Genomic DNA, 14,349 nt, shown 5'->3' on the forward strand with positions numbered 1-14,349 from the left:
GGTCCGCGAGGACTTAACGGTGGGCTCCGATCGGGACGGGACGGGGCGATCAGTCGTCGGCGGGCGCGTCCTCGCCGGGTTCGATTCCGACCTCGATCTCGGCGGCCGCGGCCTTGTACTCGGGGATCTTCGATCGCTCGTCGAGCACGTCGTTCGTGAGCTTGTTCGCGGAGGCCGCCGCGAAGTGCGGCGTCGTCCAGATGACCCCCTCCTTGGTGTCCTCGGTGACCTGTGCCTCGACGGTGATCTCGCCGCGCCGCGAGCGGAGCGTCACCTTCTGTCCGTCCTCGATGCCGTAGCGCTCGGCGTCGTTCGGGTGGACGTCGACGAAGTTCTCGGGATGCTGGCGGTTGAGCGTCGGCGAGCGACGACTCATCGTCCCGGTGTTGTAGTGTTCCTCGAGCCGAGCCGTCGTCAGGATCAGCGGGTACTCCTCGTCCGGCGTTTCGGCGGGCGGAGTGTGGCTGACGCCCTCGATGTGACCCAGCCCGTTCTCGGTGTCGAAACTCTCCTCGTAGAGGTACTGATCGCCCTCGTCACCCTCCTCGTAGCAGGGCCACTGGATCCCCTCCTCGCCCAGCGCGTCGTAGGTCATCCCGTGGTAGCTCGGACAGACCTGCCGGAGCTCCTCGAACACCTCCTCCGGATCCGAGAAGTCGAAGCCGCCGTCCTCGCCGAAGAGTCGGGTACCGATCTCCGAGACGATCTCGAGGTCGTGTTTCGTGTTCTCGTGGACCTTCTGGACGGGGCGCATGCGCTGGACCCGGCGGTCGGTGTTCGTCACGGTGCCGCCGCGTTCGGCCCACGTCGTCGCCGGCAGGATCACGTCGGCGTACTTCGCGGTCTCGGTCATGAAGATGTCCTGGACCGCGATGAACTCCAGCTGTTCGAACCGCTCGGCGACGTTGTTCGCGTCGGGCTCGGACATGATGGGGTTCTCGCCCATGACGAAGAGCCCGTGGACCGATCTGCCCGCCTCGTGTGAGATCTCGACGTTCGTCAGGCCCGGCTCCGGCGGGACGTCGAAGCCCCAGACCTCCTCGACGCTCTTTCTGGCCTCGTCGTCGTCGACGAGCTGATAGCCGGGGAGGACGTTCGGCATCGCGCCGACGTCACACGTCCCCTGAACGTTGTTCTGGCCGCGAAGCGGGTTGACCCCGGTCCCGGGCTTGCCGAGGTTGCCCGTGATCAGCGCGAGGTTGATCTCGTTCTGGACGTTGTCGACGCCGCAGGCGTGCTGGCTCATCCCCATTCCGGTGAAGATGGCGGCGTTCTCGGCGCTGGCGTACTTCTCGGCCGCCTCCCGGATGTCCTCCAGGGGGACGCCACACTCCTCGGCGGCGGCCTCCGCGTCGAAGCCCTCGAGGGTCTCCTGCAGGTGCTCGAACCCCTCGGTGCGCTCCTCGATGAACGCCTCGTCGATCCACCCCTCGTCGGGGTTCTCCTCGTGGTTCTCGAGGATCGTCTTGAGGACGATGTTGAGGAGCGGGATGTCCGTCCCGGGGTTCAGCTGCAGGTGCATGTGGCGGTCGGTCTCGTCGATCTTGAACGACCGCGTCGTCTTGTTCGCGTGCGGGTCGACCTGGATGACGGTCGCGCCGTCGAGTACCGCCTGTCGGAAGTAGACGCTGTTGGCGATCGGGTGCTGTTCGCCGGGGTTCGCACCCTGGATCCAGAAGACGTCCGCCTCCTCCCGGAGGTCGGCCATGCTGTTGGTCATCGCGCCCGCGCCGAGGCTCGTCCGCAGCGCCCACACGGTCGAGGCGTGACACATCCGCGTGCAGTTGTCGACGTTGTTCGTGCCGTATCGACGCGCGAGCTTCTGGAGGAGGTAGTTCTCCTCGTTCATGGTCTTCGACGAGCCGTAGAAGCCCATGGCGTCGGGGCCGTGTTCTTCTCGTATGCGTTCGAGTTCGTCGACGATCCGTCCGTAGGCCTCCTCCCACGTCGCCTCCCGGAACTCGCCGTCCTCCTTGATCAGCGGATCGGTGAGTCGATCCTCGTGGTCGACGACCTGCGTGGCTGCACCGCCCTTGATGCAGATCTTTCCCTCGTTGACCGGCGCCTCGCCCCACGGCATGAAGCGCATGTCGCCGGGCTCCTCGCCCGGTTTGACCTGGATTCCACAGCCGACGCCGCAGTAGGGACAGATCGTCTTGACCGGCTCTTGCTCCTCACTCGCCATCGCCGATCACCACGTGGCTTATTACCATTAACCACGTAGAGGGGTACCAGCCACTTAATCCCTACGCGTTATCGAAACAATGACACCACATCCTGATCGCCGATTCGGGCTCGAAATCGCCGATTCCAGGCGACCGGCGTGAGCCTCTCCCGTCCAATCGTCGTGGAGAAAGCCGAGGAGTACGCCGAGGAGGAGCCGCTGTACCCGGTCGAGGAGGAAGCGGTCGAGACGTATCCGGCGGCGTTCGCCGGAGGCGAGTTCGGCCGACGGGACGCCGAATGGGTCGTCCAGTGGCACTACCGACGCTTTCTCGGTGCCTACCCCGACGATCGACGCCGAGAGGGCGAGGAACGCTTCGGCGAGAACGAGCGCGGGGCGGTCCGCGAGGCCGTTCTGGGCGCTGCGAACGCCGAGGGGCTCGAGGAACGCGTCGACCGCTTGCTGGAGCTCAAGGGGGTCGACCTGCGCGTCGCGAGCGCGTTCCTCCAGTTCATCGATCCGGGACGCTACGTGGCCGTCGACGGACGGACCTGGGGAGCGCTTCACGAGGCGGGCGAGCTGGACGATCCCCATCCCGATCCCGTTACCCTCGAGGAGTACCGTACGTTCCTCGCGGCCTGTCGACGCGTCGCCGAGGAGGCGGACGTGGACCTCTGGACGCTCTATCGAGCGCTCTGGCGGATCGGCAGAGGGGGCTCGGAGTAACGGTTTCTCACCGCCTCCCGACCCGACGACCGGGACGAGGATCGATCAACGCCAGAAGGGACCCAGGGCGCGCACTCGCTTGTAGAGGTAGAGCACGCCGACGGGAACGTTGACGATCCAGACGGCCGCCAGGAGGGGCCAGAACAACCGGTGGGGTTCCCAGTCGCTCGCCTCACGAACGTACCCGAGATCGAGGTACGTCGCGAGGGGCAGCAGCGTCCAGACGAGGAGAATGAGGCCGCCGCTGGGATTCGCGAGCCAGGCCACTCCCCATCCGACGAGGCAGGCGACGATCGCGTACACCCATCGAGGTGATCGATCCGTCGCGGGTGAGGACGGGAGATCGAGAACGTACCGTCCGTCGACCCGGGATAAGGGAACGACGGCCCCGTAAAGATCCGCGAACGAACCCGGGGAGATGTCGAGACTCGAAAGCAACCGGGCCAACGGCGTCTCGGCGGTGAACGTCTCGGGCCACTCGACGTAGATCACCGCCTCGTCTCCGGAGTTCGTCCGGACGTCGAACGCGAGCACTACCGACGTTTCGATCGAGTCGGGGTAGGTCTCGGGGACGGCTACGGCCGACGTCCGTCGAACGGCCGTTATGGTGCCGGTCGTTCGCGTCTCCGCCGGAGCGTCCTCGACTCCTTCGACCCGACGGAGCGCCGCCTCCAACCCGAAGAACTCCTCCGCACGACGTTCGTGGTCGTCAGTCGGCTCTACCTCAACGTTCGATTGCTCGAGTTCCCGATCGCGCGTCCCGGAGTTCGATCCGTTCACAGCCATCGTACGCCATATGTCACCTCGATGGTATATGAACCCGAAGACCTCGCTACTCGAACGGCGACTCGACGACGACGGTCTGCTCGCGACCGGGACCGACGCCCACGGCGTAGATCGGAACCCCGAGTTCGTCGCTCACGTACTCGAGGTACGCGCGGGCGTTCGCGGGGATCGCATCGTAGCCCTCGTTCGCGACCGCCTCCCAGTCGGTCTCGGGCCAGCCGTCGAACTCCCGCAGCACCGGTTCGCAGTCGGCCCACCGCTCGGTGGTGGTCGGCGTCGTCTCGATCGTCTCCCCGTCGAGTTCGTAGGCGTGGCCGACGTTGACGCTCTCGAGGCCGGCCAGTACGTCGATATGGTTGATCGCGAGCCCCGTGAAGCCGCTGACGCGGGTTGCGTGGCGCAGCATGGGGACGTCGAGCCACCCGACGCGGCGGGGCCTGCCCGTGACGGTACCGTACTCGCCGCCCTCCTCGCGGATGTACTCGGCGAGTTCCTCGTTCTCGCCCTCGCCCTGCTCGTCGTAGCCGGGGGTGTCGCCGGCGACGCCCCCGAGTTCGGTCGGCAGCGGCCCGCTCCCGACCCGGGTGAGGTAGGCCTTGACGATGCCGATGACCTCCCCGTCGCCGATGACGCCCGGGCTGAGACCGGTCCCGGTCGCGGCACCGCCAGCGGTGGGGTTCGAGGACGTGACGTACGGGTAGTTGCCGTGGTCGATGTCGATGGTCGTTCCCTGTGCGCCTTCCACCATCACGGTCCGTCCGTCGGCCATGGCGTCGGTGAGGAAGTCGCCGGCGTTGACCGGCATCCCCTCCTCGGCGAGGCGTTCGCCGAACCGGCGGTACTGCTCGTAGAGGCTGGCGATGTCGAACTCCTCGCCGGTCTTGACGCCGAAGACGTCCTCCGCGAGCGCGCGCTTCTGCGGGACGACGTACTCGAGACGTTCCCGGAGAACGTCGGGATCGAGCAGGTCGCCGACCCGGATCCCCCGGCGGCCGGCTTTGTCCTCGTACGTTGGACCGATCCCTCGACCCGTCGTGCCGACCTTCTGGTTCGAGTCGCTCTTGGCCTCCTCCTCGATGCCGTCGAGGACGCGGTGGTACGGCAGGATGACGTGGGCGCGTTCGGCGACGCGGACGTCGGGTTCGAGCCCCCGTTCGCGAAGGGCGTCGATCTCCTCGAACAGGGTCGCGGGGTTGACGACGCAGCCGTTGCCCAGCACGCCGATCTTCCCGCGAACGGCGCCGCTCGGTACGAGCGAGAGCTTGTACTCCTCGCCGCCGTGGACGACGGTATGGCCGGCGTTGTCGCCGCCCTGATACCGGGCGACGACGTCGACTCGGTCGCCGTAGAGGTCGACGACCCCGCCCTTGCCCTCGTCGCCCAACTGGGCGCCGACGATCGTTACGGTCATAACGAGGAGAGGGTTTCGGACCGACCGTCATACCGATTACGATCCGCCTGACCCGTCACCGACCGATCTCCGGGCGAACGCGACGTGACGGCAGGGAACCAGAACCGTTAACCACACCCACGATAATCAGTGGGTATCGACCTTCGACCCGACCGCCGACAGCAACTTTTAAAAGTACCAACGACAAGTTAACAAGTGCCATGATAGACCGGCTTGAAAAGGAAGTCGACATGCTGGAACGACATCTTCAGGTGCTGAAGATGGTCATCGAGAACGAACCCATCGGCATCGTGAAGATGTCAAACGAAACCGGATATCCTCACCATAAGGTTCGCTACTCGCTGCGGGTCCTCGAGGAGGAGAACCTGATCGAGCCCTCCAGCCAGGGTGCGATCACCACGGAACGTACCGAGGAGTTCGTCGACGAACTCGACGGTAAGCTCGACGAGACGATCGACAAGCTCGAAGGGATGAAGATCGGCGGCGTTGCCGAGGTCGAGAGCTAGAGTTCCGGCACGCGGACGTGAAACGCATCGCGCATCTCGATGAGACAGAGGTGATAGCCGCTGCGCCGGGAGATCGTCACGTAGCTCTCGCGGGCGTTCCTCCCGAGCAGTCCCGACCGCGTTGCCTCCACGGCCGTCTCGAGGGCGTCAGGACCGAAGAAGCTCGTCGTCACCAGCATCGCCCCCGCTAACGTCTCCCCGGCCTCCCTCGCCGCGGTCGCCGCCGTCACGAGCGACGCCACCTGCTCCTCGCCGACCGCCTCCCGCGAGTCGACACAGTCCGCCACGATCAGCGCCTCGCCCATTCGGTTCCGGAAAACGACGTCGAACGACGGGTTCTCCCCCTCGCCTGTGCCGACGTCCTCGCCGACGTCGACGATCCCGCCGAAGTCGATCCGGTCGATCTCGGGAATCGCGTCGTAGAGTCGTTCGAGCCCCTTTCGATGTCCCGTCTCGCGGACGTCGAACGACAGCGATCGGATCAGCCAGTCGGCGAAGCGGTGCTCGACGCGCTCCTCTAGGAACGTCTCGAAGGGTCGATCGCCGACCCGCACGCCCGTCGGATCGAACCCGGTGTGGCGCTCGAGTCGGAGGTTCCCGTCGACGGCCGCCCGATCGACCCCGTCCGAGTGGGCGTCCCCGAGGGTCGGCCCGCTCGCCGTCGCGTACCGGACGAACAGGTCCGTCCCCGAGAGCGCCCGCGTCGGTGCGATCGACTCGGACGGAAGCTCCTCCGCGGATTCGACCCCCGCGGGGGAGCTCTCGGCTTCGTCCGCCGTCTCGAACGTCTCGAGGCGCTCACGCAGCGAGAGCACCTCCTTTTGGAGTCGATCGGCCTCGGCCTCGGCGGCCTCCCGCAGCCGTCGTTCGACCTCGAGTTCGTTCGCTGGCTCCCGACTCGCCTCCTCGTCGAGGTCGTCGGCCACACTCGGGGTCCCGGGTTCGGTCTCGGTGACCGGTCCGACGACGGTGTTCTCGTCACGAACTCGCTCCGGCCCGGGTGCGGCCGTTCGAACGGCCTCCCGCCACCGTCGTTCGGCGGCGATCCGGTCCTCGACCGGTTCATTCACTACCGATCCCCATCGGTCGACCGCGACCGTCCGATCGACGCCGTCCTCGACGGTATCGACGTCCCGGAAATCGTCGGTCTCGAGGTCGGTGGAGTCGTCGGGGCCGCCCGGGTCGCCATTGGCAACCGGCGGGCCGTCGGCCCCGTCAGGATCGACGGCGGGGGAGGAGCCGGCCGGACCAGCGGCGGCGGAACCGGCTGCCTCGGTGTGAGCGTGATCGGTGGCGTCGACGGGACCGTCGGCGTCGGCGATCGACCCATCGTCCCGAAGCGTTCTGCCGCTCGTGGTCGGGGACGGCCGTGCCGTCGCCGGCTCGTCCCCCGGCGGTTCCGGTAGATCGAGTTCCTCGAGCGTGACCGCCGTCACCTCGTAGATCCCGACCTCCTCGTTCGCCCGCGTCCGCGCGTCGTCATCGACGAGGAGGCGATCACCTTCGCCGACGAACGCCACCGGTATCGAACGACCTCGGTGGTAGACGACGTAGTACTCGCCGCTGAGGACGTTCTCCGAGAGTTCGACGTAGCCGGTGAAGCCGTTCGAGGCGAGCGTCTCCGCGGCGTCCGCGAGCGGCGTGTCGTCGGTGTAGCACCGGGCGGTCGTCTCTCCGCCCCGTTCCTGCATCGCGAACAGGATCGGAAGCGCCGGATGGGGTGTGACGTGTGCGGTGATCGGTGCGTTCTCGAACGACTCCATCGGTCCGCCGAACAGGCCGATCGGGCGGCCGTCGAGCACGAACAGCCGCGTTCCGTCCGCGCTGATCACGCCGGAGAACCCCGCCTCGATCAGCGCGTGGAGGCCGGCGTAGCCGCCGTCCGTCGGTCGCGTCTCCCACCGCTCGATTCGGGCTTCCGTCTCGGCTCGCATGCTCGGACGTCACGGCCAGGAGACATAATCCTTCCGACAAAAGGTAGGTGTAATATAGTGGCGGCGCTCAGATCTTCCGCTGGGCGTCGTCCGCGAGTTCCTTCATGCGCTTGCCGAGGCGGCCGGCGCTCGAGAACTCGTCCTCGCTCATGGCGTTCGCCAGCGCGTTGCCGAGGACGAACACGGCGTGTTTGTGTTCGCTCTTCGATTTGTGGACGTGCGTGGGATCGACGTCCAGCTGGTCGTAGGGAGCGAAGAGGTTCTCGTCGACCCCCTCCTGACGTTTGAAGTACTTCATGATGGTCACCATCTGATCGTGGAGTTCGAGGAGCTCGTCCTTGTGCATCTTGTTCGTCGATAGGTGGGTGGTGGTGTTAAGAATTTCCCGCGTTCGAGGAGAACGTCCACGCGTCACGGACTCTCAAGGGCGATCGTCCCGAAACTCGAGCGTGGGACTCGCGGCGAACGGATCAGAAGACGTACTCGTCGTCGTGGCCCATCATCCCGTCGTCTTCGAGCGCGGCATCGTCGTCCATCTGTGCTCCGCTCGTCTTGTACGCCTTGATTCCCGTCGACAGTAGTTCCTCGATCGCCTCCTCGCGGTTGACGAACTCGCCCTGTTCTACCATCTGGGCGATCTGCATCTCGAGGTGCTCGGGAACGGTTATCTCTACTTTCGGCATCGGAACGTCCGGGGCTTCGACGGAAGCATATATAACTCTGGTGGGCCCGCCGATCCCGACTCGACCATCGCTCCGCGGACGGACGTGTCGGTTCGCGGAGGCGGATCGGCGGGCGGTCGGTAGGTCTACGTGGTTCGCCGGACTACCGACGTGCATGAGCGTCACCGACGTCACCGACCTCTATCGCGAGTTCGGCGAGGAGCGGCTGCCGCCCGGCCAGCGCGAGACCTCGGAGTTCCCGGTGCTCTCGAAGGGCCCCGTTCCGGAGTGGGACCCCGACGAGTGGGAGTTCACCGTCACCGGGGCAGTCGAGGAGGAACTCTCCCTCTCCTGGGAGGAGTTCCGGGCGCTTCCGACTCGCACGCAGCGCCAGGACTTCCACTGCGTCACCGGCTGGAGCCGGTTCGACTGCGAGTTCGCCGGCGTCTCGTTTCCCGACCTGGCCGAACGCGCGGGCGTTCACGACGACGCCGTCCACGTCATGTTCTCGGCGCTCGACGGCTATACGACGAACCTTCCGCTCGAGGCCTGCAACCGAGAGGAGGTGCTGTTCACCTGGGAACTCGACGGCGAGGACCTTCCGCCGGACCACGGTGGTCCCCTACGAGTGGTCACGCCACACAAGTACGCTTACAAGGGTGCGAAGTGGGTCGACGGAGTCGAGTTCCTGACCGAACCCGAACGCGGCTTCTGGGAGAAACGCGGCTACTCCAACACCGCCGACCCGTGGAACGAGGAGCGCTACGGCTGACGATCGAACGGCACGAACGACGAACGGCCGCCGTTACCCTTCCGTGGAGTGCTCGCCGCGGAAAACGATCAATGGCGAGGCACGATCCCTCCCGATGTCGGGGACGCGAACCGGAACGAGGGCGGACACACACCGGGTTTCCGGTGAAAACGGTCGTGAGAGAGGGGCCCCGGGGTGGGGCGACCGGAGGGAGATCGGTGAACAGAGGAAGGGATGCTAGACTCGGGAGGCGAGTCAGAGGTCGGGGCCACCCAGCCCGAGCCGTGCTCCCGATGGCCAGCTAATCCCGGGTTCCCGGTCGCCGGCTAATCCCGGGTTCTCAATGGCTGGCCAACCCCGGCGATCGATGGCAGGAAGGTCGGTTCGAAGGACCGTCTCGAGGGAGCCATCCGTGGACTCGTAGATCGACGAAATCCACACGAACCGTAATCGGCAACTTCCGCCTCACCCACTCTCCCTCTACTTCTGACTCGACCCCGACCTACGTCCGGCCTTCTCCTCCTACTCTCTCTTTCCATGTCTAACCTATTTCTAATCTACTCGTCTCCTACAAGCATCCCACGCCGAACGTATGAATGTATAGAGTTATATACTTCACCTTCGTCACCGTCCATTGACTCAGTCGTCGAACGAACGAAGGAACGAGGCGTCGGTCGTTCCCAGCCGACGCGAAACGGAGTTTCCGACCTGGAGATCGTCCTCTGGCTGAAGTCACGTAACGAACTGACGCCGGTGACCTGCCGGCGTTCGTTCGTGGTTTTCGTCCGTTCTCACGACGAGTGCCGTCCTTCGTCTGGAGCAATCCCCCTTCCCCCGCCGTTTCACCGGAAACGTGGTGTGTGCGCGCGGGTCGAACGACGTCGGTCCTCGGACGAGGAGCGTCGAAAGCGGCAGACCTATTTCACCGGAAACGTGGTGTGGGGTATGGTCGAGACGGACGAGCTGTTCATTCGCGACGATCCGATCTTCGTCAACAAGGAGTTGCTGGAGATCAACCACCTGCCCGACGAGGGTCGGATCGTCGGACGCGACGAGGAGATCAAGCTGCTCGCGAACGCGGTCAACCCGGCGATCTTCGGCCAGAGCCCGAGCAACATCCTCATCTACGGCAAGACGGGCACCGGGAAGTCCTTGTGCGCGAAACACGTCTCCCAGCGCCTGATCGACGCCGCGAGCTCCGAGGGCGTCACCGCCGCGTTCGCCTACGTCGACTGCGCTCAGGACACCACCGAGACACAGGCGGTTCAGACGATCGCGAGCAGCTTCAACGACGCCGAAACGGACGTAAACGTCCCCGACAAGGGGATCAGCACGGCGACCTACTACAAACGCCTCTGGCGAATCCTCGACGAGCGTTACGACGTCGTGCTCATCATCCTCGACGAGATCGACAAACTCGCGGACGACGCCATCCTGATGCAGCTCTCGCGGGCGGGCGAGGCGGGCAAGCTCACCGACTGCAAGATCGGAGTGGTCGGCATCAGCAACAAGATCCGGTATAAGGACCGGATGGACGAGCGCGTCAAGAGCAGTCTCTGCGAGCGGGAGTTCGTCTTCCCGCCGTACGACGCCTCGCAGCTCGGCGAGATCATGGAGGCTCGCCGCGACGCCTTCCGCGACGGCGTCCTCGAAGGCGGCGTGATCCCGCGGGCCGCGGCGCTCGCCGCCCGCGAACACGGCGACGCGAGGAAGGCGATCGACATCCTTCGGTACGCCGGCGAGATCGCCCAGTCGACGGGTGCCGACTCCGTCCAGGAGGGGTACGTCACCGACGCGCGGAAGCGCGCCGAGACCGATCGGTTTCGCGAACTGATACGCGGATCGACGCCCCACTCGCGCTACGTGCTCCACGCGCTGACGGTGCTCTCGCTCAACGGCGGCGACGGCTTCCGAACGACGGCGATCTACGACGTCTACGAGGAGATCTGTAGACAGGAGGGCGCCGAACCGCTCTCGCTGCGTCGGGTGCGGGACCTGCTGAAGGAACACGCCTTCCTCGACATCATCGAGCAGTCGCGCCACAGCGGCGGCAGCGCCGAGGGTAGCTACACCCGTCACCGACTCCTCGAGGACGCCGACGTCGTCCGTGACGTGCTCGTCGACCCAGCCTGATCGGCCGTTTCCGTCGATGCGTCCGGAACGGTTCCCCGTCTCCGTCCTCGTCCCTCTCGTTCACCGGAAACCCGGTGTGTTTCACCGGAAACCCGGTGTCCGACCCCGGATAGGCACGCTGAAGGGGCCGGAACCCTGAGAACGGGTAATGACGTCCTCGCACCCCGAGGGTCCGATATCCGCCGCCCAGGCCCGAACGGAGGCCGTGCTGGTGAGCCGGGCCTGCGAGGTGCCGGAACTCTCCTATCGAACGTTTCTCGCCCGCCACGACCCACCACGGATCCACTGGGCCGCGCCGGCCGGCCCCGAGATCGTCGGCGCCGGCGCGGCCGCGCGCCTGACCGCGAGCGGTCCCGATCGGTTCGATCGGCTCCGGTCGGACGCGGATCGGCTCTTCTCCGACGTCGACGCGGAACTCCCCGCATCGGTGCGACCGCGCGCGTTCGGCGGATTCGCCTTCGACGAGGATCACGGCGACTCGCCCCCTTGGGAGGGGTTCCCCGCCGCGGAGTTCGTCGTGCCGCGGATCCAGCTCACGCGAACCGACGACGGCACCTGGCTCACGGTCTCGGAGTACGGAGCCGAGGTCGACGCCGCCGCGGTGACGACCGAACTCGAACGCGCCCGAGAGAGCCTCTCGGACTACCCCGAGATGCAGCCGAGCGGCAGGCCGCCGGGCGTCGCGGCCACCCGTCGAACGACCTCCCGGCGGGAGTGGACCCGGCAGGTCGACGCTGCCACCGCGCGAATCGACGCCGGCGACCTTCGGAAGGTCGTGCTCGCCCAGGCGCTCGAGGCCGACCTCGAGGCGCCGATCGAGATCCCCGACGTGCTCGAACGCCTTCGCAGAACCTACCCCGACTGCTACCGGTTCCTGATCGAGCCGACCGCCACGGCCGGCTTCTTCGGCGCACCGCCCGAACGGCTGGTGTCGCTTCGGGATCGAACCGTCCGGACCGAGGCGCTGGCGGGTTCGGTCGCTCGGGGCGAGAGCCCCGAAGAGGACCACGAGCTGATGGCGTCGCTGCTCGAGAGCGGAAAGCTCGAACGCGAACACGGCGTCGTCGTCGATACGATCCGCGAACAGCTCGCACCGCTCGGCGAGGTGAGCGTCGAGGACCGAACCGTCCGGAAGCTCGCGACGATCCAGCACCTCAGGACGCCGATCACCGCACGGCTCGCGAGCGACGAACACGTCCTCTCGTTGGTCGAGGCGCTCCATCCGACGCCCGCAGTCGGCGGGCTCCCGCCCGAGACGGCCCTGGAGACGATCCGCGAGACCGAAACGTTCGATCGCGGCTGGTACGCCGCCCCCGTCGGATGGTTCGATGCGGCCGGCGACGGCGAGTTCGCCGTGGCGATCCGATCGGGCGTCGCGAGCGGCCGGACCGTCGCGCTGTTCGCGGGCAACGGTATCGTCGCCGACAGCGATCCCGATGAGGAGTGGGAGGAGGTCCAGCTCAAATACCGCCCGATCCTCGACGCGCTCTCGCAGCGATGACCGCGCCCAATCGGAACGTCCTCTGGGGGCGAGCGATCGCTGACGAGCTCGCCAAGGCGGGAATCGAGGACATCTGCGTCGCGCCGGGCAGTCGTTCGACGCCGTTGACGGTCGCCCTCGCCGAACGCGAGGAGGTAGCGATCCATTCACATCTCGACGAGCGATCGGCGGCGTTCTACGCGCTCGGCCGGGCGAAACGAACCGACCGGCCGGCGCCGCTGGTCTGTACCTCCGGTACCGCTGCCGCGAACTTCCATCCCGCCGTGATCGAGGCGAATCAGGCGCGAGTTCCGATGCTCCTCTTCACCGCGGATCGCCCCGCCGAACTCCGCGACAGCGGTGCGAACCAGACGGTCGACCAGACGAAGCTCTACGGCGACGCCGTCCGTCGCTATCGCGAGCTACCCGAGCCCGAAGCGGACGACCGAAAACTCCGCTCACTGCGGACGACGGTCGCCCGCTCGGTCGCCGAGAGCACCGGGACGCCGGCGGGACCGGTCCACCTGAACGCCCCCTTCGCGAAGCCGCTCGAGCCGGTCGACGTTCCCGGCGACGTCCCCCCGGAGTTCGCGGAGCACCACCCGACCGCCGCCGAGGGTCGCGAGGGACCGTACGTCTCCGTGGCTCGAGGTCGTCCGGCGCTCCCGACCGCCGATCGCCGGGAGGTCGTCGACGCCGTTCGGGGGAGCGATCGCGGGCTGATCGTCGCCGGGCCCGCCGACGGTCCCGACGCGGGGGCGATCGCGGCGCTCGGGAGGGCAACGGGCTTTCCGATCCTCGCCGATCCCATCTCGGGAGTGCGTTTCGGGGTCGCCGACCGCGCCGACGTCACGGTCGTCGGCGGCTACGACTCCTGGCTCGATACCCCGGGTTCCCCGAGCCCCGACCTCGTTCTCCGGTTCGGCGCCTCGCCGACCTCGAAGGTCCTCAGGGAGTACCTACGGGACGCAGAGGCTCGTCAGTTCCTCGTCGACCCCGCCGGCGAGTGGCGCGAGGCGACGTTCGCCGCGACGGACCTGCTGATCGCGGACGAGACACGCCTCGCGCGTTCGATCACGGCCGATCTCGACGCACCGCCGGCCGATTCCGACTGGCGCGAACGGTTCGACCGCGCCGAGGAGCGTTACTGGACGCTGATCGACGACGCCACGGACCGGCTCTTCGAGGGAGCCGTCCTCCACCACGTCTTCGCCCGTGTCCCCGACCCGGCGACCCTGTTCGTCTCCAACAGCATGCCGATCCGCGACGCCGACCGCTTCGCTCGCCCCCGGGAGGCCGACCTCACGACCCTCGGAAACAGGGGCGCCAGCGGCATCGACGGGATCACGAGCAGCGCGCTGGGCGCCGGCAGCGCCACGGACGACCCGCTGGTGCTCGTGATCGGCGACCTCGCGTACTACCACGACATGAACGGGCTGCTCGCGATCGGCCGTCTCGCTCTGGATGCGACGATCGTCCTGCTGAACAACGACGGCGGCGGCATCTTCCACATGCTCCCCATCGAGGGATTCGACCCGCCGTTCACCGACCAGTTCAAGACGCCCCATGGCCTGGAGCTCGCGCCGACCGGCGATCTCTACGGTCTCGACTTCGTTCGAACCGACTCGCTCGAGGGATTCGTCGACGCCTACGACGCGTCGCTCGAGAGCGACGGTGCACAGGTGATCGAGGTCGTCGTCGACGGCGAGGCGAGCCACCGGAGACGTGAGGACGTCCACGAACGCGTCGGATCGGCGTTCGACGCGTGATCGCTTCCGACGTCTCCTTCCTCGTTC

12 protein-coding genes are annotated in these 14,349 nt (G+C 66.8%); 6 read left to right on the plus strand and 6 right to left on the minus strand.

Annotation, left to right across the window (positions count from 1 at the left end; all coding sequences use genetic code 11):
* Window positions 1–49: 49 nt before the first annotated feature.
* Window positions 50–2,185 carry a formate dehydrogenase subunit alpha gene (gene fdhF, locus V0Z78_RS08650; RefSeq protein ID WP_336344225.1) on the minus strand — a complete coding sequence of 712 codons (2,136 nt, stop codon included), beginning with the start codon at window positions 2,183–2,185 and terminating at the stop codon, window positions 50–52.
* 138 nt (window positions 2,186–2,323) lie between these two features.
* On the opposite strand from fdhF, the gene V0Z78_RS08655 reads away from it, so the two are divergent.
* Window positions 2,324–2,890 carry a hypothetical protein gene (locus V0Z78_RS08655; protein ID WP_409338684.1) on the plus strand — a complete coding sequence of 189 codons (567 nt, stop codon included), beginning with the start codon at window positions 2,324–2,326 and terminating at the stop codon, window positions 2,888–2,890.
* 45 nt (window positions 2,891–2,935) lie between these two features.
* Here the strand turns inward: V0Z78_RS08655 and V0Z78_RS08660 are convergent, their stop codons facing one another.
* Together V0Z78_RS08660 and V0Z78_RS08665 are read right to left on the minus strand one after the other, a co-directional pair.
* Window positions 2,936–3,676, minus strand: a complete 741-nt coding sequence (locus V0Z78_RS08660) for a hypothetical protein (RefSeq protein WP_336344227.1) — start codon at window positions 3,674–3,676, stop codon at window positions 2,936–2,938.
* Window positions 3,677–3,722: 46 nt separating this feature from the next.
* Window positions 3,723–5,087, minus strand: a complete 1,365-nt coding sequence (locus V0Z78_RS08665; protein ID WP_336344228.1) for an adenylosuccinate synthase — start codon at window positions 5,085–5,087, stop codon at window positions 3,723–3,725.
* Between the two features lie 200 nt (window positions 5,088–5,287).
* Here V0Z78_RS08665 and V0Z78_RS08670 point away from each other — a divergent pair, with 200 nt between their 5' ends.
* Window positions 5,288–5,593, plus strand: coding sequence for a hypothetical protein (locus tag V0Z78_RS08670; RefSeq protein WP_336344229.1), 306 nt, complete (start codon window positions 5,288–5,290; stop codon window positions 5,591–5,593).
* On the opposite strand, the gene V0Z78_RS08675 is transcribed toward V0Z78_RS08670, so the two are convergent.
* From V0Z78_RS08675 to V0Z78_RS08685, 3 genes are all read right to left on the minus strand, one after another.
* A complete protein-coding gene (locus V0Z78_RS08675) occupies window positions 5,590–7,527 on the minus strand; it encodes a DUF7527 domain-containing protein (RefSeq protein WP_336344230.1) in 1,938 nt (645 codons plus the stop codon). The two genes, V0Z78_RS08670 and V0Z78_RS08675, sit on opposite strands and share 4 nt — an antisense overlap.
* A gap of 67 nt (window positions 7,528–7,594) precedes the next feature.
* A complete protein-coding gene (locus V0Z78_RS08680; RefSeq protein ID WP_336344231.1) occupies window positions 7,595–7,873 on the minus strand; it encodes a UPF0058 family protein in 279 nt (92 codons plus the stop codon).
* A 124-nt stretch (window positions 7,874–7,997) separates the two neighbouring features.
* Window positions 7,998–8,210, minus strand: a complete 213-nt coding sequence (locus V0Z78_RS08685; RefSeq protein ID WP_336344232.1) for a ribbon-helix-helix domain-containing protein — start codon at window positions 8,208–8,210, stop codon at window positions 7,998–8,000.
* 154 nt (window positions 8,211–8,364) lie between these two features.
* Between V0Z78_RS08685 and V0Z78_RS08690 the strand changes: the two genes are divergently transcribed.
* The 4 genes from V0Z78_RS08690 to menD all read left to right on the plus strand — a co-directional run bounded on the left by V0Z78_RS08690 (window position 8,365) and on the right by menD (window position 14,322).
* Complete coding sequence (locus V0Z78_RS08690) at window positions 8,365–8,961, plus strand: sulfite oxidase-like oxidoreductase (RefSeq protein ID WP_336344233.1); 597 nt, start codon at window positions 8,365–8,367, stop codon at window positions 8,959–8,961.
* Between the two features lie 924 nt (window positions 8,962–9,885).
* Window positions 9,886–11,073: a Cdc6/Cdc18 family protein gene (locus V0Z78_RS08695; RefSeq protein WP_336344234.1), complete on the plus strand. Its 1,188-nt coding sequence runs from the start codon at window positions 9,886–9,888 to the stop codon at window positions 11,071–11,073.
* Between the two features lie 148 nt (window positions 11,074–11,221).
* On the plus strand, window positions 11,222–12,574 hold the full coding sequence (locus tag V0Z78_RS08700) for an isochorismate synthase (RefSeq protein ID WP_336344235.1): 1,353 nt from the start codon (window positions 11,222–11,224) through the stop codon (window positions 12,572–12,574).
* The gene (gene menD, locus V0Z78_RS08705; RefSeq protein ID WP_336344236.1) at window positions 12,571–14,322 is read left to right on the plus strand and encodes a 2-succinyl-5-enolpyruvyl-6-hydroxy-3-cyclohexene-1-carboxylic-acid synthase; all 1,752 of its coding nucleotides are present in this window, start codon (window positions 12,571–12,573) and stop codon (window positions 14,320–14,322) included. Before V0Z78_RS08700 ends, menD begins: the two co-directional genes overlap by 4 nt.
* The last annotated feature ends 27 nt before the right edge of the window (window positions 14,323–14,349 follow it).

This window comes from Halalkalicoccus sp. CG83, assembly GCF_037081715.1.
GTDB lineage: Archaea > Halobacteriota > Halobacteria > Halobacteriales > Halalkalicoccaceae > Halalkalicoccus > Halalkalicoccus ordinarius.